Source organism: Actinacidiphila guanduensis (assembly GCF_900103985.1).
GTDB classification, from domain to species: domain Bacteria; phylum Actinomycetota; class Actinomycetes; order Streptomycetales; family Streptomycetaceae; genus Actinacidiphila; species Actinacidiphila guanduensis.
On sequence record NZ_FNIE01000018.1, the window covers coordinates 105787 to 131197 of the forward strand.

The 25411-nt window shown below is 73.7% G+C and carries 24 protein-coding genes; 5 read left to right on the plus strand and 19 right to left on the minus strand.

The window, feature by feature from the left end:
• Together BLR33_RS30085 and pyrR are read right to left on the minus strand one after the other, a co-directional pair.
• Positions 1–987, minus strand: a complete 987-nt coding sequence (locus tag BLR33_RS30085; protein ID WP_093787803.1) for an aspartate carbamoyltransferase catalytic subunit — start codon at positions 985–987, stop codon at positions 1–3.
• A gap of 139 nt (positions 988–1126) precedes the next feature.
• Entirely contained in the window at positions 1127–1810 is a 684-nt protein-coding gene (gene pyrR / locus BLR33_RS30090) for a bifunctional pyr operon transcriptional regulator/uracil phosphoribosyltransferase PyrR (RefSeq protein ID WP_245771757.1), read from the minus strand.
• 186 nt (positions 1811–1996) lie between these two features.
• Between pyrR and bldD the strand changes: the two genes are divergently transcribed.
• Complete coding sequence (bldD, locus tag BLR33_RS30095; protein ID WP_093787804.1) at positions 1997–2497, plus strand: transcriptional regulator BldD; 501 nt, start codon at positions 1997–1999, stop codon at positions 2495–2497.
• A gap of 168 nt (positions 2498–2665) precedes the next feature.
• Here the strand turns inward: bldD and nusB are convergent, their stop codons facing one another.
• The 4 genes from nusB to BLR33_RS30115 all read right to left on the minus strand — a co-directional run bounded on the left by nusB (position 2666) and on the right by BLR33_RS30115 (position 6229).
• On the minus strand, positions 2666–3091 hold the full coding sequence (gene nusB / locus BLR33_RS30100) for a transcription antitermination factor NusB (RefSeq protein WP_093787805.1): 426 nt from the start codon (positions 3089–3091) through the stop codon (positions 2666–2668).
• A 2-nt stretch (positions 3092–3093) separates the two neighbouring features.
• Entirely contained in the window at positions 3094–3660 is a 567-nt protein-coding gene (gene efp, locus BLR33_RS30105) for an elongation factor P (protein ID WP_093787806.1), read from the minus strand.
• Between the two features lie 62 nt (positions 3661–3722).
• On the minus strand, positions 3723–4826 hold the full coding sequence (locus BLR33_RS30110) for a M24 family metallopeptidase (RefSeq protein WP_093787807.1): 1104 nt from the start codon (positions 4824–4826) through the stop codon (positions 3723–3725).
• Between the two features lie 197 nt (positions 4827–5023).
• A complete protein-coding gene (locus tag BLR33_RS30115; RefSeq protein WP_245771759.1) occupies positions 5024–6229 on the minus strand; it encodes an MFS transporter in 1206 nt (401 codons plus the stop codon).
• Positions 6230–6696: 467 nt separating this feature from the next.
• On the opposite strand from BLR33_RS30115, the gene BLR33_RS30120 reads away from it, so the two are divergent.
• Positions 6697–7707, plus strand: a complete 1011-nt coding sequence (locus BLR33_RS30120) for a DUF5937 family protein (RefSeq protein ID WP_093787809.1) — start codon at positions 6697–6699, stop codon at positions 7705–7707.
• A 263-nt stretch (positions 7708–7970) separates the two neighbouring features.
• On the opposite strand, the gene BLR33_RS30125 is transcribed toward BLR33_RS30120, so the two are convergent.
• Complete coding sequence (locus tag BLR33_RS30125) at positions 7971–8720, minus strand: AAA family ATPase (RefSeq protein ID WP_093787838.1); 750 nt, start codon at positions 8718–8720, stop codon at positions 7971–7973.
• 288 nt (positions 8721–9008) lie between these two features.
• On the opposite strand from BLR33_RS30125, the gene BLR33_RS35685 reads away from it, so the two are divergent.
• On the plus strand, positions 9009–9887 hold the full coding sequence (locus tag BLR33_RS35685; RefSeq protein WP_093787810.1) for an ATP-binding protein: 879 nt from the start codon (positions 9009–9011) through the stop codon (positions 9885–9887).
• 61 nt (positions 9888–9948) lie between these two features.
• Here BLR33_RS35685 and aroQ read toward each other — a convergent pair whose 3' ends face one another.
• The 10 genes from aroQ to BLR33_RS30185 all read right to left on the minus strand — a co-directional run bounded on the left by aroQ (position 9949) and on the right by BLR33_RS30185 (position 20198).
• A complete protein-coding gene (aroQ, locus tag BLR33_RS30135) occupies positions 9949–10392 on the minus strand; it encodes a type II 3-dehydroquinate dehydratase (RefSeq protein ID WP_093787811.1) in 444 nt (147 codons plus the stop codon).
• An 88-nt stretch (positions 10393–10480) separates the two neighbouring features.
• The gene (gene aroB / locus BLR33_RS30140; RefSeq protein ID WP_093787812.1) at positions 10481–11599 is read right to left on the minus strand and encodes a 3-dehydroquinate synthase; all 1119 of its coding nucleotides are present in this window, start codon (positions 11597–11599) and stop codon (positions 10481–10483) included.
• Entirely contained in the window at positions 11596–12126 is a 531-nt protein-coding gene (locus BLR33_RS30145; protein ID WP_093787813.1) for a shikimate kinase, read from the minus strand. Before BLR33_RS30145 ends, aroB begins: the two co-directional genes overlap by 4 nt.
• The gene (gene aroC / locus BLR33_RS30150) at positions 12123–13307 is read right to left on the minus strand and encodes a chorismate synthase (RefSeq protein ID WP_093787814.1); all 1185 of its coding nucleotides are present in this window, start codon (positions 13305–13307) and stop codon (positions 12123–12125) included. The genes BLR33_RS30145 and aroC overlap by 4 nt, the downstream gene beginning before the upstream one ends.
• Positions 13308–13461: 154 nt before the next feature.
• The gene (locus BLR33_RS30155) at positions 13462–14283 is read right to left on the minus strand and encodes a shikimate dehydrogenase (RefSeq protein WP_093787815.1); all 822 of its coding nucleotides are present in this window, start codon (positions 14281–14283) and stop codon (positions 13462–13464) included.
• The gene (mltG, locus tag BLR33_RS30160) at positions 14280–16142 is read right to left on the minus strand and encodes an endolytic transglycosylase MltG (protein ID WP_093787816.1); all 1863 of its coding nucleotides are present in this window, start codon (positions 16140–16142) and stop codon (positions 14280–14282) included. The genes BLR33_RS30155 and mltG overlap by 4 nt, the downstream gene beginning before the upstream one ends.
• 102 nt (positions 16143–16244) lie before the next feature.
• Positions 16245–16715: a Holliday junction resolvase RuvX gene (ruvX, locus tag BLR33_RS30170; protein ID WP_093787817.1), complete on the minus strand. Its 471-nt coding sequence runs from the start codon at positions 16713–16715 to the stop codon at positions 16245–16247.
• 2 nt (positions 16716–16717) lie between these two features.
• A complete protein-coding gene (gene alaS / locus BLR33_RS30175; protein ID WP_093787818.1) occupies positions 16718–19387 on the minus strand; it encodes an alanine--tRNA ligase in 2670 nt (889 codons plus the stop codon).
• A complete protein-coding gene (locus tag BLR33_RS30180; protein ID WP_176930621.1) occupies positions 19387–19752 on the minus strand; it encodes a DUF6167 family protein in 366 nt (121 codons plus the stop codon). Before BLR33_RS30180 ends, alaS begins: the two co-directional genes overlap by 1 nt.
• A gap of 5 nt (positions 19753–19757) precedes the next feature.
• Positions 19758–20198 carry a DUF948 domain-containing protein gene (locus BLR33_RS30185; protein ID WP_093787819.1) on the minus strand — a complete coding sequence of 147 codons (441 nt, stop codon included), beginning with the start codon at positions 20196–20198 and terminating at the stop codon, positions 19758–19760.
• Positions 20199–20589: 391 nt separating this feature from the next.
• Between BLR33_RS30185 and BLR33_RS35405 the strand changes: the two genes are divergently transcribed.
• A complete protein-coding gene (locus BLR33_RS35405; RefSeq protein WP_176930623.1) occupies positions 20590–22836 on the plus strand; it encodes an ATP-binding protein in 2247 nt (748 codons plus the stop codon).
• Positions 22837–23040: 204 nt separating this feature from the next.
• On the opposite strand, the gene rpsD is transcribed toward BLR33_RS35405, so the two are convergent.
• Complete coding sequence (gene rpsD, locus BLR33_RS30195; protein WP_093787821.1) at positions 23041–23652, minus strand: 30S ribosomal protein S4; 612 nt, start codon at positions 23650–23652, stop codon at positions 23041–23043.
• Positions 23653–23822: 170 nt separating this feature from the next.
• Between rpsD and BLR33_RS30200 the strand changes: the two genes are divergently transcribed.
• Positions 23823–24542 (plus strand): DUF2470 domain-containing protein, encoded by a 720-nt coding sequence (locus tag BLR33_RS30200; protein ID WP_093787822.1) that lies wholly within the window; start codon positions 23823–23825, stop codon positions 24540–24542.
• On the opposite strand, the gene BLR33_RS30205 is transcribed toward BLR33_RS30200, so the two are convergent.
• Positions 24530–25411 (minus strand): AAA family ATPase (locus BLR33_RS30205; protein WP_456049203.1); only part of this gene is annotated, 882 nt, incomplete at its 5' end. The two genes, BLR33_RS30200 and BLR33_RS30205, sit on opposite strands and share 13 nt — an antisense overlap.

Below are 25411 nucleotides of genomic sequence, written 5' to 3' on the forward strand. Positions count from 1 at the left end.
TCACTTGCTCTCCTCGGTGCGGGTGGCGGCGGTGGCGGCCGCGGGGGCGACGGCCGGTTCTGAGCCGCCGAGCAGCAGGTACAGGACGGCCATGCGGGTGCTGACGCCGTTGGCGACCTGTTCGACGGCGGTGCAGCGCGGCGAGTCGGCGACCTCGGCGGTGATCTCCATGCCGCGGTTCATCGGTCCGGGGTGCATGACGATGGCGTGCTCGGGCAGGGCCGCCATCCGCAGCCCGTCCAGGCCGTAGCGGCGGGCGTACTCGCGCTCGGTGGGGAAGAACGCGGCGTTCATCCGCTCGCGCTGGACCCGCAGCATCATCACGGCGTCGGACTTGGCGAGCACCGCGTCCAGGTCGTAGGAGACCTGGCAGGGCCAGCGCTCGACGCCGATGGGCAGCAGGGTGGGCGGGGCCACGAGCGTGACCTCGGCCCCCAGGGTGGTCAGCAGCAGCACATTGGAGCGGGCCACCCTGCTGTGCAGCACGTCGCCGACGACGGTGATCCGGCGGCCGTTCAGGTCGCGGCCCGGCCCGGACAAGTGGCGGCGCAGGGTGAAGGCGTCCAGCAGCGCCTGGGTGGGGTGCTCGTGGGTGCCGTCGCCGGCGTTGACCACGGAGGCGTTGATCCAGCCGGAGGCGGCCAGCCGGTGCGGGGCCCCGGAGGAGGGGTGCCGGATGACGACGGCGTCGGCTCCCATCGCCTCCAGGGTGAGCGCGGTGTCCTTCAGCGACTCGCCCTTGGAGACCGAGGAGCCCTTGGCGGAGAAGTTGATGACGTCGGCGGACAGCCGCTTGGCGGCGGCCTCGAAGGAGATCCGGGTGCGGGTGGAGTCCTCGAAGAACAGGTTGACGACGGTCCGGCCGCGCAGGGTGGGCAGTTTCTTGATCGGCCGGTCGGCGACGCGGGCCATCTCCTCGGCGGTGTCGAGCACGAGGAGGGCGTCGTCGCGGGTCAGGTCGGCGGCCGAGATCAGGTGGCGCTTCATACGGGTGACTCCGGAGGGGCTGGTGCGGGCCGGGCGGTGCCGGGGTGCGGGTGGGCGCACGGGGGCGCCGCGGGGCCGGCCGGGCCGGCGGGGGATGCCGCGTGGGCGCCGAAAATGCGAGGCGCCTCGTGCGGGGACGCTAGCGGGCGGGGGCGTCGCTGCGGGCGTCCGCGCCCGGGCCGCCGTGCGCGTCCTGCCGGCTGTCGTTCCGGCTCTCCTTCTGCCCCAGCAGCACGCTGTCGCGGCCGTCCTCCTCGGCGAGCAGCACCTTGACGGTCTCGCGCAGGGAGGTGGGCAGGTTCTTGCCGACGTAGTCCGCGCGGATCGGCAGCTCGCGGTGGCCGCGGTCGACCAGGACGGCCAGCTGTACGGCGCGGGGGCGGCCGATGTCGCCGAGGGCGTCGAGCGCGGCCCTGATGGTGCGGCCGGAGAAGAGCACGTCGTCGACGAGGACGACCAGGCGGCCGTCGACCCCGTCGCCGGGGATCTCGGTGCGGGCCAGGGCACGCGGGGGGTGCAGCCGCAGGTCGTCGCGGTACATCGTGATGTCCAGCGAGCCGACCTGGGTGGGGCGGCCGGTGATCCCGGTGAGCTTGTCGGCCAGCCGGCGGGCGAGGAAGACCCCGCGGGTGGGGATGCCGAGGAGCACCACGTCGTCGGCGCCCTTGGCGCGTTCGACGATCTCGTGGGCGATGCGGGTGAGCACCCGGGCGATGTCGGGCGCCTCCAGCACGGGCCGGGCCGGCGCCGGGAGGTCGGCCGCTGCGGCCTGGGCCTGGGCGGCGCCCGTGGGCCCCGCCGTACTGCTGTGGTTCTCGACCATGGGTCGGGGACCTCCTTCCCCGCCTCACGGGACGGGTGTTAAAGGACGTCTGGGGGTACCCGGCCACCGTACCAGGTGACCGGGACGGCGCAGGTCAGGCACCGGTCGGCCCTTCCCGGCTTGACGGGCCCGGATTACGCTGCGTAACCTCACAGTGAGTCACCGAGTTTTCGTCCGGGGAGCCATATGTCCAGCGATTACGCCAAACAGCTCGGAGCAAAACTCCGGGCCATCCGCACGCAACAGGGCCTTTCTCTGCACGGCGTCGAGGAGAAGTCCCAGGGCCGCTGGAAGGCAGTGGTCGTGGGCTCCTACGAGCGGGGGGACCGCGCGGTCACCGTCCAGCGCCTCGCCGAGCTCGCCGACTTCTACGGGGTCCCGGTCCAGGAGCTGCTGCCCGGCACGACGCCCGGCGGCGCCGCCGAGCCGCCGCCGAAGCTGGTGCTCGACCTGGAGCGGCTCGCGCAGGTGCCGCCGGAGAAGGCCGGCCCGCTGCAGCGCTACGCGGCCACCATCCAGAGCCAGCGCGGCGACTACAACGGCAAGGTGCTCTCCATCCGCCAGGACGACCTGCGCACCCTCGCCGTGATCTACGACCAGTCGCCTTCGGTTCTCACCGAGCAGCTGATCTCCTGGGGAGTGCTCGACGCCGACGCGCGCCGTGCGGTCCAGCACGAGGAGAACTAGCCGCCGCGACGGCCCACACCCGCAGAAACGTACCCTCGCCCGGTGCGGCGTCCTCCGTACGGAGGGCGCGGCACCGGGCGAGGGCGTGTGTACGGCTTCCCGCGGGGCTGCTGGGCCGGTGTGGAGCCCTGCGGGGCCCTGCGGGGCTTGGCCCCGGGCCCAGCGGCCCTAGCGGCCCAGGGTCGGCTTGAGTTCCATCAGCCGGCCGAGCAGGCCGTTGACGAACGACGGGGACTCGTCGGTGGAGAACTCCTTGGCGAGCTGCACGGCCTCGTCGAGGACCACCGCGTCCGGGACGTCGTCCTCCCAGATCAGCTCGTAGGTGCCCAGCCGCAGCACGTTGCGGTCCACGGTGGGCATCCGGTCCAGGGTCCAGCCGACCGCGTAGCCCGAGAGCAGTTCGTCGATCCGCGCGGCGTGCTCGGAGTACCCCTGGACCAGCTGCTTCGTGTACTCGGTGACCGGCGGCTGCCGGTCGTCGGTCCGCGCGAGCCGGATCCAGTCCGCCATGACGGCCGTGGGGGCGGCGCCCCGCTGCTCGGCCTCGAAGAGGATCTGGAAGGCGCGCTTGCGGGCCTTGTTGCGGGCAGCCACGGTTAGCTGTTCACCCGGCCGAGGTAGTCGCCCGTACGGGTGTCGACCTTCACCTTTTCACCCGTGGTGATGAAGAGCGGGACGCCGATCTCGTACCCGGTCTCCAGGCGGGCGGGCTTGGAGCCGCCGGTGGAGCGGTCGCCCTGCACACCGGGCTCGGTGTACTCGACGACCAGCTCGACGGAGGCGGGCAGCTCGATGTAGAGCGGCGAGCCCTCGTACATCGCCACGACCGCCTCGAAGCCCTCCAGCAGGTAGTTGGCGGCGTCGCCGACCACCTCGGGGCTGACGCTGATCTGGTCGTAGGTCTCGGTGTCCATGAAGACGAAGTCGGTGCCGTCCTTGTAGGAGAACTGCATGCCGCGCTTGTCGACGTTGGCGGTCTCGACCTTCACGCCGGCGTTGAAGGTCTTGTCCACGACCTTCCCCGAGAGCACGTGCTTGAGCTTGGTGCGCACGAAGGCGGGGCCCTTGCCGGGCTTGACGTGCTGGAACTCGACAACGGTCCAGAGCTGGCCGCTGTCGAGCTTGAGCACGAGGCCGTTCTTGAGGTCGTTCGTGGTGGCCACGGTTGCGGAATCTCCTGAAAGTGCTGCTTCGGGACCGCGGAGCCCCCCGGCCCGCACGGACTTCACAGGGCGAGGAGTTCCTTGGTCGTGATGGTGAGTAGCTCGGGCCCGCCGTCCGCCACGGGACGTACGACGAGTGTGTCGTCGATCCTGACACCGCCGCGGCCCGGAAGGTGGACCCCCGGCTCGACGGTGACCGGCACGCAAGCGTCCAGTTTACCCATGGCCGCAGGTGACAACTGAGGGTCCTCGTCGATTTCCAGGCCGACGCCGTGGCCGGTCCAGGGCGCCAGGCCCTCGGTGTGGCCGGCCGCGGTGAGCACGTCGCGGGTGGCGCGGTCCACATCGCGGCAGGCCACACCCGGTGCGAGGGCCTCGCGGCCGGCCCGCTGCGCGGCGAACACGGCGTCGTACAGCTCGATCTGCCAGGCGGCCGGGGCGCTGCCGATGACGAAGGTGCGGCCGACCTCGCAGCGGTAGCCGCGGTACGAGGCGCCCAGCCGCACGCTGAGGAAGTCGCCCTCCTCCACGCGGCGGTCGGTCGGGATGTGCCGGGCGGCGCCCGAGTGCGGTCCGGTGCCCACGCAGGTGGGGAAGGCGGCGCCGTCGGCGCCGTGGTCCACCAGGCGCCGCTCCAGCTCCAGGGCGAGGTGCCGCTCGGTGCGGCCGACCAGGATCGACTCCAGCAGCTCGCCGAGCGCCTGGTCGCTGATCTCGGCGGCGATCCGCAGGCTGGCGATCTCGTGCTCGTCCTTGACCAGGCGCAGCTGCTCGACGGAGCCGGCGAGGTCGGTCAGGTGCACGCCGGCCGCCACGGAGCGCAGGGCGCGGTGGCGGGTGACGGTGAGGTGGTGCTCCTCGACGGCCAGGCCGTCGGCGTGCTGCTGGCGGGCGAGGTCGGCGGCGGCGACGGCGGCGTCGCCGTCCGGCGAGGGCAGCACGATGCTGCGCAGCTCGTCGGGGGGCTGCGCGGTGCCGTCCGGCGGCGGCCGCAGGTGGACGAGGGTGTCCGCGGGGCCGGGCCCTACCAGCAGCGCCGCGCCCGGGGGCGCGCACCCGGTCAGGTACTGCACGTTCGCGGGCCGTGTCACCAGCGCGGCGGCCGCCCCGGCCGCGGCGCAGCGCTCACGCAGCCGCGCTCTGCGTACGGAGTGCACTTCCGCCATGCGGCGAGCGTACGACGAGGTTCTCTCCTTGGCCTCCCCACGGCACCCTTCCGGTCCCACCGCCGCCTTTTCCCGCCACCGGTCGGTGGCCCGGAGACCGGGGTGCCCCCGCGGGCCGGTGGCGAAGCCCACGAGCGTCACCGCTTGGCGCGCAGTTCTCCCCCAGAGCTTCGCATGGGAGGTACCCCCAGCGCCCCTTAGGTGACAGGGCCCGCCCCGCGTGCGGACGGCACCGCCCTACGGCTCATACGCAGTGCTTTGTGGGGCCAGTGTGCGGTGAGGAGGGTGGCGGCGCCCGCCGCGGACAGGGCGGTGGAGGTCGGTGCGAGGAGGGCGAGCGTGCCGAAGAGGGTGGGGGCGACGCCCTGGAACGTCATCGTGCCCGAGGCGAGCAGCCCGAAGGCGTGCCCCTGTGCGGACGCCGGGACCGCGTCCAGGAAGGCCCGCTGGAGCCCCAGCGCGTAGGAGAAACCGAGCCCCGTGGCCAGGAGGAGCCCCGCGCTGACGGCAACCCCGGGCGCGAAGAGGAACCCCACGAGCGGCGCGCCCATCAGCAGCACCAGCGGCGTCACGAGCCGTTCCCGCGTCGGCGGCGCAGCCAGCCGCCCCACCGCGAAGTCCCCCACCAGCATCCCGACCGGCAAGCACGCCAGCAGCAACGCGTACGCCCCCGCCGCGAACCCCCGCTCCCCCGCGTACGCGACCAGCAGCCCCTCCCCGCCTGCCACGCACGCCCCCGGCAGCCACTGGGCGAGCAGCAACGTACGGCTCCGCGGGGCCCGCAGCAGCGTCCCCGTCGCGGCAAGGCTGGCCCGGACCGGGGAGGCGGCCGCGCCCTCGCGCGGCTCGATGCCCAGCCGCGGCAGCCCGAGCCGCACCCGGACGGCCACCGCGAGGTAGATCCCCGCTCCCACCAGCAGCGCGTGCCGGGCCCCGAGCGCCGAGACGGCCGCGCCGCCGATGGCGAGCCCCCCGAGCTGCGCCCCGGAGGAGGCCATGTTGTTGAGCGAGCGCCCGAGCACGTACGCGTCCCCCGTCAGCCAGCGCGCGACCAGCCGCGCGGAGGCGCCGCCGAAGACCGGGGTGAGCAGGGCGACCAGTGCCACCAGCGCGAGGCTCGCGCCGATCGAGAGCGGCCCGAGTGCGAGCAGCAGCGCGGCCGCGCACTCCAGCAGGTACCCGCTGGTGATCAGCGCCCTGGGCGGCAACCGATCGGCGAGCGAACCGAGCAGCGTGGTGCCGACCATCTGCGGCAGGAACCCCGCCCCGAACGCCACCCCGCTGAGCAGTGGCGAGGTCGTCGCCGCGTACACGAGCACGGAGAACGTCGTGATCCGCAGGCTGTCGGCGACGATCGCGAGCGTCCGCGTCAGGAACAGCACCCGGAACCGCGTCTCGGCCAGAACCTCCCGATACGTGGCCCGCCCCGCGGGAGCAGCCGCGGGCTCGCCAGGACGGCCCGAGTCGGCATCGTCATGGGCCGCGCCCGAGCCGTGGGCGGCGGCTTCGCTGGAGCCGCCCGAGCCGAGAGCGTGGGGCCCAGCGGCGCCACCCGCACCGACAACCGCCGGGCCACCCCGAACGTCCGGTTCGGCGGCCGCCCCCGCGGGCTTGCTCGGCGTCCTCGGGGGCTGCGAACGAGCCGTGGGCGGGGGCGACGGCGCCGAGTGGGGGTTCCGGGCGGGAGAAGGCTCGGTCGTGCGATCGGCGTGCGGGTCGGCTGCCGGCGGCAGGGACGAGGCGGGCGTGGGGTCGGGTGGTTGCGCCGGCGAGGTCGGGCGTGGGGATCGCATGGGGTGAGCGTCAGGGGCGGGGCGGCGGCGCGGCCAATGGTTCGCCGTGGGACGTAAGGTCGCCGTACCGTGGAGGCATGCTGCGGTTCGAGGTGAGCGCCGAGGAGCTGCTGCGGAGCCGTTTCGCGCTCTCGCCCGCCTTCGAGTTGGCGAGCCTGCTGCGGGCGCTGGAAGGCGGCGGGCGACGGGCGTTGCCCGCCGCCTGGACGGCACGGCTGCGGCCGGTCTTCGCGCGGCTGCGGCGGGAGACGGAGCTGGACGCCGTCCTCGCGCTGCAAGGCCCGCGCTACGGCGCGGACTTCGTCGCCGTGCCGCCACGGGGCCTCGCGCAGACCTGGGCGGACGACCTGGCTGCGATCCGTTCGACCCCGCTCGCCCAGGCTCGCGCCGAGATCGCGCGGGCGAGGGCGCGGGCCGGGCGGCCGCCGCTGCGGGACCCGCGGGTGCGGGAGGTGCTGGACGCGCCCGATGTCGTGGAGCGGGTCGCCCTCGCGCTGGACCGCGCCTGGCACGAACTCCTCGGCCCCGACTGGCCCCAATTGCGGGCCGTCTGCGAGCGGGACGTCGTGCACCGGGTGGGCGTGATCGGCGAGCACGGCTGGGCCGCGGCCATCGCGGACCTGCACGAGAGCGTCGCCTGGCGATCGGGAGGCGTCGAACTCGCCAGCGTGGACGAGGGGTTGACGGGCCGTCGTACCGTACGGCTGGGCGGCGAGGGCCTGTTGCTCATCCCGTCCGTGCTGGTCTGGCCGGGTGTGGCCGTGCACCACGAGGAGCCGTGGCCGAAGGCGATCGTCTATCCGGCGCGCGGGACGGCCACGTTGTGGCAGCGGCCGGGTGCGGCCGTGCCCGACGCGCTCGCGGCCCTGCTCGGCCGCTCGCGCGCCCACCTGCTCACCGCGCTGGACGCTCCCGCGAGCACCACACAGCTGGCCCGCCAACTCGGCCTCGCGCCGGGCGCGGTGGGCGACCACCTCGCGGTCCTGCGCACCGCCGGCCTGCTCACCCGCGCCCGCGCCGGCCGCTCGGTCCTCTACCGCCGCACCGCGCTGGGCGACGCACTCGCCGCCATCGAACCCGAAAGGTGACCGAGATTCACCCCCCTTACGTGGAGGGCGACTTGAGCCTACGGCTACCGAACCGGAGAACCCCGCAAGCTGCGGGCGACCACGCGGTCAAGGGCCGCCGGGCCCAGCTCACGACCACCTCGCCCTCGTACGCACCGCCGGCCTGCTCGCACGCGCCGATCGCACCGCCCTCGGCGACGCACTCGCCGCACCCCGACCATCGAACCCAAGAAGTGACGGTGCTTCACCCGCCTTACGTAGCACGGGGCTTCAGCATCGTGCGGCTACCAGATCGGAGGACCTTGCAGGCTGCGGGTGACCACGCGGTCGAGGGCGGCCGCGGCCGCTTCCACGTCGAGGTGGGAGTTGTCGATGATGGGCAGCCCCGAGCCGTACCAGCCGGCCATGCGGCCGTGGATGCGGGCGACTTCCTCGTCGGAGAGGCGGCGGTTGCCGCTGCGTGCCGCGTTGCGGGTGAGCACGATGTCCAGGCCCGGCAGCAGTACGACGGGCAGCAGCCCGGGGCCCACGTGCCGCTTCCAGCCGCCGAGGCCGACGGCGGGGCGGTCGGGGAAGACGGCGTCGTCGATGATGCAGGAGACGCCGTTGGCCAGGAAGTTGCGGGCGGCGAAGCCGCAGGTCCGGCGGGCGAGGCGGTACTGGGCCTCGGAGTTCTCGTTCCAGCCGGCCTGGGGGTCGGCGAAGCCGGAGCGGACCCATTCGCGGACGTCGTCCAGGCTGATGTGGGCGGTGGGGGTGGCGCGGTGGTCCGCCCAGTGGCGGGCGATGGTGGTCTTCCCGGCGCCGGCCGCGCCGATGAGCAGAACGGCGATGGGGCCATGCGGCGTGCCGGGCGGGGGGCTGCCGGCGGGGCCCGCCGGGGCCTGCACCGGGACCGGGGCGGGGAGGGGGAAGTGGCCGGTGGTACTCGCCCCGGCGCCTGCGGCGGGCGGGGCGGGGGTGGGGGGCGGTGCCGGGACGTGAGCCGGCTGTGACGGGCCGCCCGGCTGCGGCGCCCCTACGGCGTGCTGCATGTCGGCCCACTCCATCCCGTCCGGCGCGCGATCGAAACGAAACGGTACCGCGAGGGAGGGGCCTTCCGTGAGGCGGCCCTCCGCGGTGCCGCGGGTGGCCGCCGGGCTCTGCCCCGGCACGGGTGCCTTTCCGGCCACGGCATGCTGCGGCCCCGCTTGAACGGTCGGGCGCGGCTACCGCCGCGGCGGATCTCCTACGCCGCCGGCTGCCGCCCGGCAGGCGGCCGGCCGCCTCCCTCAATGCCGACGGTCGCGGCGGGCCGGTGCCGTACCCGGCAGGATGAAGCCGTGCCGAAGAACCCTCCGGAATCGATGCAGCACCACCTGTGCCGGCGGCTGAACCGCCATGCTCGCGAACGCTGGCCGCATGTGGAGGGCATCACGGTCCGCTTCCGCGCGGGATTCGCCTACGTGGCGGCCCAGTTGCCCGGAGAAAAGAGCCTGCCGCTGTGTCGACTGCGTTTCACCGGCGTGCTGCACACCTGGGGCTTCGCCCTCTTCCTGGCCGGCGACAACACCTACCGGGACACCCTCCTGCCCAGCGGACTGCCGGCCGGCTCCCCGGAGGAAGCCCTCGACTGCGCGGGCGACGTCCACCTCGGCGCTCTGGCGCCGGGCATCCGGGTTCCGGCAGGACTCGTCGTCCTCGTCGGCCCACCGGCCTCGGGCAAGACCAGCTTCGTTCGGGCACTGATCGGGCGCCGGCAGATCGACGCGGAAGGCGTGGTGTCCAGCGACGAGATCCGCGCGGAACTCCTCGGCACCTCACCCGCGGAAGCGGCATCCGACGCCGCGGACGCACGGATCTTCGAGGAACGCGACCGCAGGATCATCGCCAGACTCGCCGCCGGACACACGGCAGTCGCCGAGTCGACGAACGTCACGCCGCAGGCACGCGCCCGACTCATCGCCATCGCCAGGCGCTTCAACGCCCCGGTGACCATGCTGCGATTCAACCCGGACCTCCCCGACCTGCTCCAGCAGTACGCCGAGCGGGGCCGCACGGACCTCACCGCCGCGGATGTCCGTGCCTACGCCGCCGTCATGGCCCGGGACGCCGGTGTCGACCAGCTCCGCTCGGAGGGCGCAACCGCAGTCCACGATGTCCCTGGACGCCGTCAAGCGACCACGCCCGCCGAAGCCGCCGCCCGCTTCTTCTTCGCCTGACCCATCCGACGTGTCCGGACCCGCCGTCCGGCGCCCGGCCGCGAACTTCCGCGAAGCAGTGCTAGGTCAGGGAGGTTGTCAGGGCCTGGAGCGCCAAGTGGTAGGAGGTGAGGCCGAAGCCGGCGATGGTGCCCGTGGCCACGGGGGAGATCACCGAGGTGTGGCGGAAGGCCTCGCGGGCGTGGGGGTTGGAGATGTGGACCTCGATCAGGGGCGCCGTGCGCTGGGCCGCGGCGTCGCGCAGCGCGTAGGAGTAGTGCGTGAAGGCGCCCGGGTTGATGACGACGGGGGTGCGGGTGTCGGCGGCTTCGTGCAGCCAGCCGATGAGTTCGGCCTCGTCGTTGGTCTCGCGGACCTCGACCGCGAAGCCGAGGTCTGCGCCCAGCTTGGTGCAGGAGTCGACCAGGCCCGCGTAGGAGGTGGAACCGTAGACATCGGGCTCGCGCGAGCCGAGACGGCCGAGGTTGGGGCCGTTGAGGACAAGGACACGGCGGGCGGCGCTCATACCGGCACCTCACCGCACGAAGCGAACAACACCACACGCTCCAGCCTCATACCGACGCCCCACGCGGCCGACACCGCACGCTCCGCCCTCATGCCGACACCTCGCCGTACGCGGCGAGCAGCACCGCGGGGTCGGGGCCTTCGAGGACCGTCGGCTTGGCGAGGCCGTCGAGGACGATGAACCGCAGCAGGTCCCCGCGCGACTTCTTGTCCACCTTCATGGTCTCCACCAGCCGCGGCCACTGGTCGCCCCGGTAGGTCAGGGGCAGGCCCACCGAGCCGAGGACGGCCCGGTGCCGGTCGGCCGTGGCGTCGTCCAACCGCCCGGCCAGGCGGCCGAGTTCGGCGGCGAAGACCATCCCGACGGAGACCGCGGCGCCGTGCCGCCAGTTGTACCGCTCGTTCTTCTCGATGGCGTGCGCGAGGGTGTGGCCGTAGTTGAGGATCTCGCGCAGCCCGGACTCCTTGAGGTCCGCCGAGACGACCTCGGCCTTGACCCGGATGGCGCGCTCGATCAGTTCGGCGGTGTGCGGGCCGTGCGGGCTGCGGGCCGCGACGGGGTCGGACTCGACCAGCTCCAGGATCGCCGGGTCGGCGATGAAGCCGGCCTTGATGACCTCGGCGAGGCCACTGACGTAGTCGTTGATCGGCAGCGACTCCAGAGCGGCCAGGTCGCACAGGACACCGGCCGGCGGGTGGAAGGCCCCCACCAGGTTCTTGCCCTCGGCGGTGTTGATGCCCGTCTTGCCGCCGACCGCCGCGTCCACCATGCCGAGCACGGTGGTCGGCACCGCGATCCAGCGCACCCCGCGCAGCCAGGTCGCGGCGACGAAGCCGGCCAGGTCGGTGGTGGCGCCGCCGCCGACGCCGACGATGACGTCGGTACGGGTGAAGCCGGTCTGCCCGAGCGCCTTCCAGCAGTAGGCCGCGACCTCGGCGGTCTTGGCCTCCTCGGCGTTGGGGATCTGGATCGCGATCGCCTCGTACCCCTGCTCGGCGAGGTCCTCGCGGATCGCCTCGCCGGTGCCGGCCAGCGCCTCCGGGTGCAGCACGGCCACCCGCAGGGCCTTCTCGCCGATCAGCCCGGGCAGTTCGCCCAGCAGCTGGTGGCCGACCAGCACGTCGTACGGCTCGGTGCCCGCGGTGCCGCCGACGCGGATGCGGGTGGGCGGGGCGACGGGCCCGGTCCCCTCGGTGTTCTCGCTCATGCGTCCTTCGGTTCCAGTGCGTCGAGTACGGCGTCGGCCACGTCCTGCGGGGTGCGCTCGGCGGTGGTGACCACCGCGGCGGCGACCTCCGTGTAGAGCGGGCGGCGCTGCTCCATCAGCTCCCGCCACTGCTGCCGGGGGTTGACGGCGAGCAGCGGGCGGGGCGCGTCGAGGCCGACCCGGTGGACGGCGTCGTGCAGGGTGACGTCGAGGAAGACCACGGGCAGGCCGGCCAGGCGGGCGCGGGTGCCGGGGTCCATGACGGCGCCGCCGCCCAGCGAGAGCACCCCGTCGTGGCTGTCGAGCGCGGCGGTGACGGCGGCCCGCTCCAGCGCGCGGAAGTGCGGCTCGCCCTCGTCGTAGAAGATCTCCGGGATGGGCTTGCCGGCGGCCGCCTCGATATCGGCGTCGGTGTCGCGGTAGGTGGTGCCCAGCCGCTCGGCCAGCAGCCGGCCCACGGTGGTCTTGCCCGCGCCGGGCGGGCCGACCAGCACGACGGCGGGGCGGACGCCGGTGGGGGCGGTCACCGGACCACCAGGTTGTCGAGGTAGCCGGTGATGTTCCGCCGGGTCTGGACGACGGAGTCGCCGCCGAACTTCTCGGCGACGGCGTCGGCGAGGACCAGGGCGACCATCGCCTCGGCGACGATCCCCGCGGCCGGCACCGCGCACACGTCGGAGCGCTGGTGGTGGGCCTGGGCGGGCTCGCCGGTGACGGTGTCGATGGTGCGCAGGGCGCGCGGCACGGTGGCGATCGGCTTCATCGCGGCCCGCACCCGCAGCACCTCACCGGTGCTGATGCCGCCCTCGGTGCCGCCGGAGCGGCCGGAGGCGCGGCGCACCCCGTCGGGGCCGGGGACGATCTCGTCGTGCGCCTTGGAGCCCGGGACGCGGGCGAGGTCGAAGCCGTCACCCAGCTCGACGCCCTTGATCGCCTGGATGCCCATCAAGGCAGCGGCCAGGCGGGCGTCCAGCCGGCGGTCCCAGTGGACGTGCGAGCCGAGGCCGACCGGCACGCCGTACGCCAGCACCTCCACCACGCCGCCGAGGGTGTCGCCGTCCTTGTGGGCCTGGTCGATCTCGGCGACCATCGACTTGCTCGCGTCCTCGTCCAGGCAGCGCACCGGGTCGGCGTCCAGCCGCTCCTGGTCGGCGGGCACCGGCACCACCCCGTACGGCGCCTTGGCCGCGCCCAGCTCCACCACGTGCGAGACGATCTCGATCCCGGCGGTCTCCTTCAGGTACGACCGGGCGACGGCGCCGAGCGCGACCCGGGCGGCCGTCTCGCGGGCGCTGGCGCGCTCCAGGACCGGGCGGGCCTCGTCCAGGTCGTACTTCTGCATGCCGGCGAGGTCGGCGTGGCCGGGGCGGGGGCGGGTGAGCGGGGCGTTGCGGGCGAGGTCGGCGAGGACGGCCGGGTCGACCGGGTCGGCGGCCATCACCTGCTCCCACTTGGGCCACTCGGTGTTGCCGACCATGATGGCGACGGGGCTGCCGAGGGTGCGGCCGTGGCGGACGCCGCCGAGGAAGGTGACCTGGTCCTGCTCGAACTTCATGCGGGCGCCGCGGCCGTAGCCCAGGCGGCGGCGGGCCAGGGCGTCGGCCACCGTCGCCGTGGTGACGGGGACGCCCGCGGGCAGGCCCTCCAGCGTCGCGACGAGTGCGGGGCCGTGCGACTCCCCCGCGGTCAGCCAGCGCAATCTGCTCAACGGATGCTCCCAGGAAGTACGGTGCGGCTCTCCCTCGATCCTCCCATGTTCGCGGGGTCCTTTTCGCAGGTGTCCACAGGGCGAACTCCGCGGTCGCGGGGTCCGCGGCCGGTGGTCCCGCCGGGCGCGTCCCGGCCGCGGGGCCGGGGGGCGGTCAGACGGGAAGGGCCGATTCGGCGGCGGCCCGCATGGTGGCGAGGGACGGGGTGCGGGTGGTGTGGAGGACGACCTGGAGGGCGGCCTGGTGGACCAGGAGGTCGAGGCCGCTGGTGACCGGGCCGCCGTGGGCGGTCCAGGCGGCGGCCAGCGGGGTGGGCCAGGGGTGGTAGAGGACGTCGAAGAGGGTGCCGGGGGCGGCCGGGACCGCGGCGGCGAGGTGGTCGGCGGCGCCCGCGGGCGTCGTGTTGACCACCAGCGGCGCGGTGAGGGCGGCCGCCGCCTCGGACCAGGGCGCCGTGCGGACGGCCACCCCGAGCCGCTCGCCCCACTCGCGCATCTGCGCCGCCCGCTCCTGGCTGCGCACGTACACCGCGACCTCGCCCGAGCAGATGCGGGCGAGCGCGGCGAGCGCGGAGGAGGCGGTGGCGCCGGCGCCGAGGACCGCGGCGGCGGGGACGGAGGTCACCCCGCGCTCGGCGAGCGCCGCGACCATGCCGGGGATGTCCGTGTTGTCACCGAGGCGCCGCCCGTCGGGCTCCAGGACGAGCGTGTTGACCGCCTCCACGGAGGCCGCGGTCGGCGTGATCTCGTCGAGCAGCGGCACGATCGCCCGCTTGAGCGGCATCGTCAGCGACAGCCCCGCCCACTGCTCCGGGTCCATCGCCTCGACGAAGCCGGGCAGGGCCGCCTCGTCCACTTCGAAGCGGTCGTACCGCCAGTCGGTCAGGCCCAACTCCGCGTAGGCGGCGCGGTGCAGGACCGGCGAGAGGGAGTGCGCGATGGGGCTGCCCAGCACCGCGGCCCGGCGCGGGCTCATCCGCCGTGCTCCCTCTGGTACTCGTTGAACGCCTGGACGTTCTTCTCGTGCTCGGCGTAGCTGCTGGTGAAGCGGGTGTCGCCGGGCTTGACGGTGACGAAGTACAGCCAGTCGCCGGCCGTCGGCGACAGCGCGGCCTCGATCGCCTGGTGCCCCGGGTTGTCGATCGGCCCGGGCGGCAGCCCCTTGTGCGTGTACGTGTTGTACGGCGACGGGAACTGCGTGTCCTTGTTGGTGGTGTTGAGCGTCGAGCGGCCCATGGCGTAGTTGATCGTGGAGTCGAAGCCGAGCGCCATGTTCTGGTCGAGCCGGTTGTATATCACCCGCGAGACCTTGCCGAAGTCGCCCGCCTGCTGCGCCTCGGCCTGCACCAGGCTGGCGATCTTCAGGATGTCCTCGGGCGACTTGCCGGACTTCGAGGCGGCGTTCTCCAGGCCGTCCTTGGTGAGTTCGGCGTTGGCCTGGGCGACCATCTGCTTGACCACGTCGACCGGCTTCATCGAGTTGGAGATGCTGTACTTCGCCGGGAACAGGAAGCCCTCGACGTTGCCGTGCGCCCAGGACGGCAGGCCCAGGTTCGCGCCCTTGATCTGGGCGGCCGTGGTGCCGGACTTCAGATGCAGCTTCTGGTCGATGGTCTGGTAGATGCGCGTGGCACGCCAGCCCTCGGGGATGATCATCGCGTTCTGCGAGGAGGGGTCGAGCATCATCGTGACGGCGTTCGCGGCGGACATCTGCTTGTGCAGGACGTAGACGCCGGCCTGGATGGTGTCGCCCTTTGGGTTCTTGTTCGCGGCGGCGGTGAAAGCGCCGACGCTCTTGACCACGCCGGCGTCCTTGAGCAGGTTGCCGATCATGGTCACCGAGGCGCCCTGCGGCACCTGCACCTGGACGTCGCCTGCGCCCTCGCCGGAGTAGTCGGGGGCGGGGCCGAAGTGGCTCTCGTAGACGTGGTACCCGCCGTAGGCGAGGGCGCCGCCACCGCCGACGAGCACCGCGAGCACCACCACGCAGGCGCAGCCGCTGCGGCGCTTGCGGCCGCCCTTGGGCTGGCCGGAACCGGACCTGCGGCCGCCCGCGGTGGTGTCCTCGTCATCGTCGTCGTCATCGCGGTTGGCGAAGAAGGCGTGGTCGCTCGGGTCGCCCTCCTCCTCCGCGTCCCACTCGCCGGTACGGGCAGGGGCCGGGCGCATCTGCCGTACGCCGGGCTCCTGCGGACGGGCCGCGCCGGGACCCATGCTCTGCTCGGGGGCGCCGTGGCCCATGCCGTGGCCCATGTCCTGGCCGGGCATCCCCTGCTGGCCCTGGTGGCCTTGCTGCCCCGGCTGCCCTTGCTGCGGCCCCATCCCCTGCCCGCCGTACGGCTGTTGCTGCTGGGGATGCTGCTGCGGGTGGGGCTGCTGCTGTTGCTGGGGGTAGCCGCCCTGCTGCGGGTACACCGGGTGCGAGCCCGTGCCGTACGGGTCCTGCGGCCCGCCGCCGTACGGGTCCTGGGCGTAACCGGCGGGCCGGCCGTCCTGGTTGCCCGGGTGCACCTGGTACGAGCCGGTGTCGTAGCCGTCGTAGCCGCCCTGCGGGTAGCCCTGCTGCGGCTGTTGCTGCTGCGGGTAGCCGTAGTGCGGCTGCTGGGGGTGCTGCTGCTGGCCCTGGCCCTGGGGGTAGTCCTGCTGCGGGTACTGCTGTGGGTACTGCTGCTGGTGGGAGCCCGTGGCGTACGGGTCCTGCCAGCCGCCCTGCTGGGGTTGCTGCTGGTAGTCCTGGGCGGGCCGGCCCTGATAGCCCCCGTCGTACGCGTCGCCGAAGAGCGGGTCCTCGGGGTCCCAGGGTGCGGGGCCGGAGCCCCGGCCGTAGTCAGTCATCGATCCCCTTGGTACACGGTTCGGCATCGGGCCTGCCGAACTTGCGAAACGGGCGGCGCCCGCAGGCGCCGCCGTGTCGCGCGGAACGTTACCGTATCGCGATCAGATGGCTGCTTCGACGGTCTCGCCCGGAGCTTTGCCCGACACCCGTTCGGTCTCCAGCGCGGCCTGCAGGATAACGACAGCGGCCGCCTGATCGACTACGGAGCGTCCTTTTCTGGCCGTCACTCCGGAGGCGCGCAGGCTCTGCGCGGCCGTGACGGTCGTCATCCGCTCGTCCACCAGCCGCACCGGGACGGGGGCGATGACTTTCGCCACATCCTGTGCGAACGCGCGCGCCTTGGCGGCCGCCGGCCCCTCGGTGCCGTTGAGGGAGCGCGGCAGCCCGACGACCACCTCGATGGGCTCGTACTCCGCGACGATCGCCGCGAGCCGCCGCAGCGCGCCCGGCCGGTCCCGCCCGGGCACGGTCTCCACGGGCGTCGCGAGAATCCCGTCCGGGTCGCACGACGCGACCCCGATCCGGGCGTCCCCGACATCGACAGCAATCCTCCTGCCGTGCCGCAGTGTCATGGCTATGCCTTTTCCGCCACCAGGCGGCGGACGGCCTCGATCGCGTCCGGGACCGCGGTGGGGTTCTGGCCGCCGCCCTGGGCGACGTCGTCCTTGCCGCCACCGCCGCCGCCGAGGGCCTTGGCCGCGGTGCGGACCAGCTCGCCCGCCTTCAGGCCGCGGTCGCGGGCCGCGTCACTCGTGGCGATGACGGTCAGCGGACGGCCGCCTGCCACCGCGAAGAGGGCGACGACACCGGGGCGGCCGCCGCCGAGCCGCTGCCGGACGTCGAGGACGAGCCTGCGCAGGTCGTCGGCGCCGGTGCCCTCCGGCACGGTGCCGGTGACCAGGGCGACGCCCTTGACGTCCTCGGCGCTCTCGGCGAGCCCCGCGGCCGCCTGGAGCACCTTCTCCGCGCGGAACCGCTCGATCTCCTTCTCGGCGTCCTTGAGCTTGGCCAGCATCGAGGAGATCCGGTCGGGCAGTTCGTCGGCCCGGCCGTTGAGCAGCTGGGTGAGCTGGGCGACGACGGTGTGCTCGCGGGCCAGGAAGTTGTACGCGTCCACGCCGACCAGCGCCTCCACCCGGCGCACGCCCGAGCCGATCGACGACTCGCCGAGCAGCTTGACCAGGCCGAGCTGGGCGGTGTTGGCCACGTGGGTGCCGCCGCACAGCTCCTTGGAGAAGTCGCCGATGGTCACCACGCGCACGTGCTCGCCGTACTTCTCGCCGAACTCCGCGATGGCGCCCTGCCGTTTGGCCTCGGCGATCGGCAGCACCTCGGCGGTGACGTCGAGTTCGCGGGCGAGCACCTCGTTGATCTTCTGCTCGACGTCGGTGAGGACGGTGCCGGGCACGGCGGTCGGCGAGCCGAAGTCGAAGCGGAACCGGCCGGGCGAGTTCTCCGAGCCGGCCTGGGCGGCGGTGGGGCCGAGCGCGTCGCGCAGCGCCTGGTGGGTGAGGTGGGTGGCGCTGTGCGCGCGGGCGATGGCGCGCCGGCGGATCAGGTCGATCTGCGCGTGCGCGGCCGCGCCCACGGTGACCTCGCCGACCTGCACGACGCCCTTGTGCACGCTGACGCCCGGCACCGGGCGCTGCACGTCGCGGACCTCGACCACGGCGCCGTTGTCCAGCCGGATGCGGCCGGTGTCGGCGAGCTGGCCGCCGCCCTCGGCGTAGAAGGGGGTGCGGTCGAGGATGACCTCGACCTCGTCGCCCTCGGTGGCCGCGGGCGAGGGCGCGCCGGCCACGAGCAGGCCGACGACGGTGGCCTCGTTGCTGTCCTGGGTGTAGCCGGTGAAGTCGGTGGCGCCGGCCCGGTCGGCGACCTCGCGGTAGGCGGAGAGGTCGGCGTGGCCGGTCTTCTTCGCCTGCGCGTCGGCCTTGGCCCGGTCGCGCTGCTCCTTCATCAGCCGCCGGAAGCCCTCCTCGTCCACGCTGAGGCCCTGCTCGGCGGCCATCTCCAGGGTGAGGTCGATCGGGAAGCCCCAGGTGTCGTGGAGCAGGAACGCCTGCTCGCCCGGGAGCACGCTGCCGCCCTTGGCCTTGGTCTCGGTGACGGCGCTGTCCAGGATGTTGGTGCCGGCCGACAGCGTCTTGAGGAACCGGGACTCCTCGGCGAGCGCGACGGACTCGATCCGCTTGCGCTCGTTGATCAGCTCCGGGTACTGCTGGCCCATCGTGCCGATGACGACATCGACCAGCTCGGCGACCACCGGGCGGTCGGCGCCGAGCATCCGCATGTTGCGGATGGCGCGGCGCATGATGCGGCGCAGCACGTAGCCGCGGCCCTCGTTGCCGGGGGTGACGCCGTCGCCGATGAGCATCACGGCGGTGCGCATGTGGTCGGAGACCACCCGCAGCGAGACGTCGGAGTCGTGGGCGGCGCCGTAGTGGACGCCGGTCAGGGCGGTGGCGGTGTCGATGACCGCGCGCAGGGTGTCGGTCTCGTACATGTTCCGCACGCCCTGCAGGATCATCGCCAGGCGCTCGAGTCCGAGGCCGGTGTCGATGTTGCGGGCCGGCAGGTCGCCGAGGATGTCGAAGTTGCCCTTGCCGGTGCCGGGGCCCCGCTCGTACTGCATGAAGACCAGGTTCCAGATCTCCACGTAGCGCTCGTCGTTGACCGCGGGGCCGCCCTCCTCGCCGAACTCGGGGCCGCGGTCGTAGTTGATCTCCGAGCAGGGGCCGCAGGGGCCGGGCACGCCCATGGACCAGAAGTTGGTGTCCATGCCCAGGCGCTGGATGCGCTCGGCGGGGACGCCCACGACCTCGCGCCAGATGCGCTCGGCCTCGTCGTCCTTCTCGTAGACGGTGATCCACAGCTTCTCGGGCTCCAGGCCGAAGCCGCCCTCGGCCTGGGGCGTGGTGAGCAGCTCCCAGGCGTAGGTGATGGCGCCTTCCTTGAAGTAGTCGCCGAAGGAGAAGTTGCCGCACATCTGGAAGAACGTGCCGTGCCGGGTGGTCTTGCCGACCTCTTCGATGTCGGGGGTGCGCACGCACTTCTGCACGCTGGTGGCGCGCTTGTGGGGCGGCTTGACCTCGCCGAGGAAGTACGGCTTGAAGGGCACCATGCCGGCCGGGACCAGCAGCAGCGTCGGGTCGTCGGCGATGAGGGAGGCCGACGGCACGACGGTGTGCCCGCGCTCCTCGAAGAAGCGCAGCCAGCGGCGGCGGATTTCTGCCGACTCCATCAGTGTCCGTCCTTCCGGTGCGCGCGCCGGACCGGCGCGCGGTACGCAGTGCCCCGGCGGGCCGCCGGGTGGTCGTCGTCGCCCTGGGTGGGCAGGGCGGGGGTGTCCCGTCCGGCCGGCAGGGCCTGGGGGTCGTGCTGGGTGCGCAGCCCGAGGGCGTCGTGCAGTTCGGTCTCCCGCTGGGCCATGCCGTGCCGCACGTCCTGTGCGAACAGGCGCAGCCGGGCGCCGGTGGCCAGGGCGCGGTCGGCGGCGGTGGCGGCGAGGCTGTCGGGGTCGAGCCGGCGCACCGCGCGGCCCACCCGGACGGTTGCCCAGACGCCGGTGGCGGCGCCGGTGAGGAACCAGAACAGACGGCGGAACATGGTCTTCAGTCCTTAGAGCGGCGGGAGCGGCGGCCACCGCGCCGGGCGGCGGGCAGCACCTTGCCCGTGAGGGTACGGGCCCGCGCCTTCCCGGCGTCGCCGGTCTGCATGCCGACCGCGCGCCGCACGCCGTACCCGAAGGCGGCGACCTTCACCAGCGGCCCGCCGAAGGTGGAGGCCACGGTGGAGGAGAGCGCGGAGGCGTTGGCGGTGACCTCGGCGACGTCGGCGGTGATGGTGTCCACGCGGTCGAGTTGGGCGTGGGCGCTGCGCAGGGTGTCCGACGCCTCGCCGAGCAGCGGCAGGGCCTGTTCGGTGATGCCGGCGACGAGTTCGGTGGTCCGTTTCAGGGTTCCGGCGAGCCGGGCGAGGGCGACGGCGAGGAACGACACGAGGATCGCCCAGAAGACCGCCACGATGAGGCCGGCCACCTCTCCACCGGACACGTTGCGCTCGCTTTCTGGGTTCCGACGTCTCACCGAACCTTATCGCGCTGGAGCGCACGAGGTTCCGACCCGCCTGCCCCACTCCCACGGTGCCCGGACCATGCGCGCTGGGGCGCACGAGGGTCCGACCCGCCTGCCCCACTCCCACGGTTCCCGGACCGTCCGCCGATCCTGGGCTGGTGGGGGTTCCCCCTCTGGGGGAGCAGTTCCCCGCGCCCCTGTTCAACTTGCCCTTTGCGCGAACGGCGAGGCCGTACAACCCAGGGGCACTGGGGGAGAACTGCGCGACCAGCCCAGGACCGGCGGAGGGGCCGGGAACCCTGGGGGCCCACCACTTGCGGAGGTACCCCGTCTGTACCTAGCGTAAGCGACTCGGTACGATCCGTGCATCATGGAACGTCTGGGGAACCTTCCAGCGGAGCTGACCGCCTTGGTGGGCCGCACCGAAGAGCTCGCCACCCTCGCACAGCTCGTGGCAGCGAACCGTCTGGTGACCGTGACCGGCGCCGGCGGTGTCGGCAAGTCACGGGTCGCGGTGGCCACCGCGACCACCGTGCAGGACCGTTTCACCGGCGGAGCCTGGCTCGTGGAGCTGGGCGCGCTGCGCGACGCCTCGCTGGTGGAGCAGACCGTCGCCGAGGCGCTGCGGCTGCCGGACCACACCGCCCGCGACCAGCGCACCGCCCTCGCGGACCACCTCGCCGACCGCGAACTGCTGCTCGTCCTCGACGGCTTCGACCGGGTGCGCCCGCACGCCGCCGAGCTGGTACGGGAGTTGCTGCGCCGCTCCCCCGGCCTGCACGTCCTGGCCGCGGGCCGCCGTCCACTCGGCATCACCGGCGAGCACCTGCTGCCGCTGGCCCCGCTGCGGGTGCCCGGCGACGCCGTACGGCTGTTCGCCGAGCGCGCTGCGGACGTCGTACCCGGCTTCGCGGTGACCGCGGACAACGCGGCGGCGGTCGCCGAGCTGTGCGCGCGCCTGGACGGCCTGCCGCTGGCCCTGGAACTCGCGGCGGTGCGGCTGCGCACGCTCTCGGTGGAGGAGGTGCTGGAGCGGCTGGACGACCGCTTCCGCCTGCTGACCGGCGGCGATCCGACGGCCCCGGTCCGGCACCGCGCGCTGCGCACGGCCGTCGGCTGGAGCCACGAGTTGTGCTCGCCGGCCGAACGGCTGCTGTGGGCGCGGCTGTCGGTCTTCGCCGGCTCCTTCGACCTGGACGCGGTGGAGTACGTGTGCACGGGCACCGGGCTGCCGCAGGACGCCGTCGCCGAGGCGCTGGACGGCCTGGTGGCCCAGTCGGTGGTGGCCCGTGCGGGCACGGCCGCGGCGCCGGGCGCCTCGGGCGACGCCGCGGGCCCGGTCGCCCGCTACCGGATGCTGGAGAGCGTGCGCGAGTACGGCGCCGGGTGGCTGACCGCGCTCGGCGACGAGCAGCGGATGCGGCGCCGCCACCGCGACTGGTACCTGGGCCTGGCCACCTGGTGCGAACTCGACTGGTTCGGCCCGCGCCAGGCCGAGGTGGCCGCCCGGGTGGCGGCCGAACTGCCGAACCTGCGGCTGGCGTTGGAGTTCAGCCTGGACGCCCCGGGCGAGGACCCGGCCGTCGGGCAGTTCCTCGCGGGCACGCTGTGGTTCTGCTGGGTGGGCTGCGGGCGGCTCGCCGAGGGCCGGCACTGGCTCGAACGGGCCCTGGCCGCGGGGGGCGAGCCGGGCGAGGCCCGCGCGAAGACGATGTGGGTGCTCGGGTATGTCGCCCTGCTCCAGGGCGACTCGGCGGCCGCGCACGCCGTGCTGCGGCAGTGCCGGGCCGAGGCCGTCGCCACGGGCAACCCGACCGCACACGCCTACGCCGTCCACCGGCTGGGTTGCCTCGCCCTGGTCTCGGACGACCTGCCGGCCGCCGAACGGCTCATCGGCGAGGCCCTGGTGCGCTACCGCAGCATCGGCGAACTCAACAGCAATGTGCTGATGGGGAAGGTCGAGCTCGCCATGGCCATGGCCTTCCAGGGCGATGTCCCGCGGGCGGTCGGCATCGCGGAGGAGGTCCGCGACACCTGCGGCGAGTACGGCGAGCGGTGGACGCTGGCCTACGCGCTCTACGTCCTGGCGTACGCGGCCTGGCTCGGCGGGGACCTCGCGCGAGCGCGGCGGCTGGCCGAGGAGGCGCTGGCGATCGACCACGCCTTCCACGACCTGGTGGGCGCGGTGCTCTGCCTGGAACTGCTGGCGGCGATCGCCGCGGAAGGCGCCGGGGACGCTTCCCCCGCCGGGGAGGGCGCCGCGGAGGCCGCGCGTACGGCAGCGGTGCTGCTGGGCGCGGCCGGACGGCTCTGGCCGGCCGTCGGGCTCCCCGTCTTCGGGTCCCGCCACTTCAACGCGCCGCGGCGGGCCTGTGAGGGTTCGCTGCGCGAGGCTTTGGGGGACGAGCGCTACGGTGCCGCTCTGCGCGAGGGTTCGGCACTCCCCTTCGACCGAGCGGTCCGCTTCGCGCTACGGGTGCCCCCCGCTCCCGCGGTTCCGCCGTCCCGGGACCGTCCACCGGTTCCCGGCCGGTCGCGCAGTTCTCCCCCAGAGCTTCGCATGGGAGGTACCCCCACCCCCGGAGCTACGCCTGGGGGTGCCCCCAGCGCCTTCTGAGGCCGTACGGCCTTGCCGCTTGCAGGAGGGGCGGCGCCGTACACCCCAGGGGCGCGAGGAACTGCGCGCGCAGCCCGGACGGACCGCCGGGTCCGGGGGCCGGCGGAACCCACCGCCCCGGACGGGAGAACCCCTGCCGGCCGGTGGCCGGCGACGAGGCCGTCCGCACGCACGGCGGGTGGCCGACCTCGCGCCGTCCACGGCTCAGCGGGCGTAGAACTCCACCACGAGCTGCTCGTCGCAAATGACCGGGACCTCGCGGCGGTTGGGCTCGCGGTCGAGGCGGAAGGCGAGGGCCGGGAGGTTGACCTGGAGGTAGCGCGGGGTCTCGCCCTCGCCGGCCCAGCCACCCTCGCGGGCGACGAGGAACGGCGTCTTCTCACGGGAGCGCTCGCGGACCTGGACGACGTCCTCGGGGCGCAACCGGTACGACGGCTTGTCCACCTTGCGGCCGTTGACCTCGATGTGGCCGTGCACGACCATCTGCCGGGCCTGGTAGATCGTGCGGGCCAGCCCGGATCGCAGCACGAGGGCGTCCAGGCGCCGCTCCAGCTCGACGATGAGGGCCTCGCCCGTCTTGCCCTCGACCTTCTTCGCACGGTCGTACGCGCGCAGCATCTGCCGCTCGCTGATGTCGTACTGCGCGCGCAGCCGCTGCTTCTCCAGCAGCCGGGTCTTGTAGTCGCTGTTCTGCTTGCGACCGCGGCCGTGCTCCCCCGGCGGGTAGGGGCGGGCCTCGAAGTACTTGACCGCCTTCGGGGTGAGCGCGATGCCCAGCGCCCGGGACTTCTTGACCTTGGGACGCGACTGATTCACGTGCGTCGGACCTCCGTGTAGATTAGGTAAGCCTTACCTTAGCTGAGGAGTTGCGCATGACTCGACCCGGGAACCCCGCGTCCGGTGTGTCAGAGGCCTGGAACGGCCCGGTGGAACCGGGCGGAACCAGGCGTTCCGAACGGCCGGACGGCGGTCAGCCGCGTCCCGACATGGAAGAGGCGCCCCAGCGGCCCACGGCCGCCGAGCGCGCACGCACTCTCATCGAGGGTAACTCCTCCCTCGCCCTGTCGATTCCGGGTCTGCGTCCTGCCCCGGCCGGTCCCATCGGGCCGATGGTGCCGCTGCGCCGCTCGGTCGGGCCCGACGGGGACGTGTTCCTGCTGTTTCCGGCCGCCTCCCCCGCCGCCCGCGCGGCCCGCCACGCCGCCGGAGACGAGGTCGGCGCTGTGCTGGAAGTCACCGACGTGGCCCCCGTCGCCGTGCCGCACCGCATCCGCGGCCGCGCCTGGGTGGCGGGCTGGCTGACCCAGCTGCCGGGCGGCGGCTTCGAGCCCGGCACCGAGCTGCTGCGGCTGGAGCCGGGCGAGATCTCGCTGGACGACCTGTGGGGCACCGGGCTGGTCGAGCCCGACGAGTTCGCCGACGCCGCCGCCGACCCGCTCGTCCCCTTCGAGACCGAGGTGCTGCAGCACCTCGCGGCCGGGCACCCTGACGAGATGGCGGGCCTGTGCGGGCTGCTCGGCACCGGCTGCCGGCGCGCCGCCGCCGCGGTGCCGCTCGCGCTGGACCGCTTCGGGCTGCGGGTCCGCTTCACCCGGGCGGACGGCTCGCTCTTCGACGCCCGCTTCGACTTCCCCGAGCCCGTGACCGGCCCGTCCGGCGCCCGCAGGGCCCTGCACGCCCTGTTCTCGGCGGCTCAGCTGCCCTGATCGGCTTCGCCGGCCAGGCGGCCGCGGACCCACTCCAGGATGTCGGCGTAGCGCGCCTCTCCGCCGTAGCGGGTGGGCTCGTAGTACCGGCGGGAGGCCAGTTCGTCGGGCAGGTACTGCTGGGCGGCGACGGCGCCCGGGACGTCGTGCGGGTAGATGTAGCCCTGGGCGTGGCCGAGCTTGGCCGCACCCTTGTAGTGGCCGTCGCGCAAGTGGGCCGGGACCGGCCCGGCGCGGCCCTCGCGGACATCGGCGAGGGCGGCGCCGATCGCGGTGGTGGCCGCATTGGACTTCGGGGCCAGGGCGAGCGCGATGGTGGCGTGGCTGAGGATGAGCGCAGCCTCGGGGAAGCCGACCATCGCCACCGCCTGGGCGGCGGCCACCGCGGTGGGCAGCGCGCCCGAGTCGGCGAGGCCGATGTCCTCGCTCGCGGAGATCATCAGCCGGCGGGCGATGAACCGCGGGTCCTCGCCGGCGACGATCATCCGGGCCAGGTAGTGCAGGGCCGCGTCCACGTCCGAGCCGCGGATGGACTTGATCAGGGCGCTGGCCACGTCGTAGTGCTGGTCGCCGTCCCGGTCGTAGGCCACGGCGGCGCGGTCGACGGACTCCTCCAGCGTCTCCAGCGTCAGCGTGTCCTCGCCCTTGGCCAGGGCCGCGCCCGCGCCCGCCTCCAGGGCGGTCAGGGCGCGCCGGGCGTCGCCGCCGGCGATCCGCAGCAGGTGCGCCTCGGCGTCCTCGGGCAGGGTGACCGCCCCGTTCAGCCCGCGCTCCTCGGTGAGGGCGCGGCGCAGGACGCCGCGCACATCCTCGTCGCTGAGCGGTTCGAGGGTGAGCAGCAGGGAGCGGGACAGCAGCGGCGAGATCAC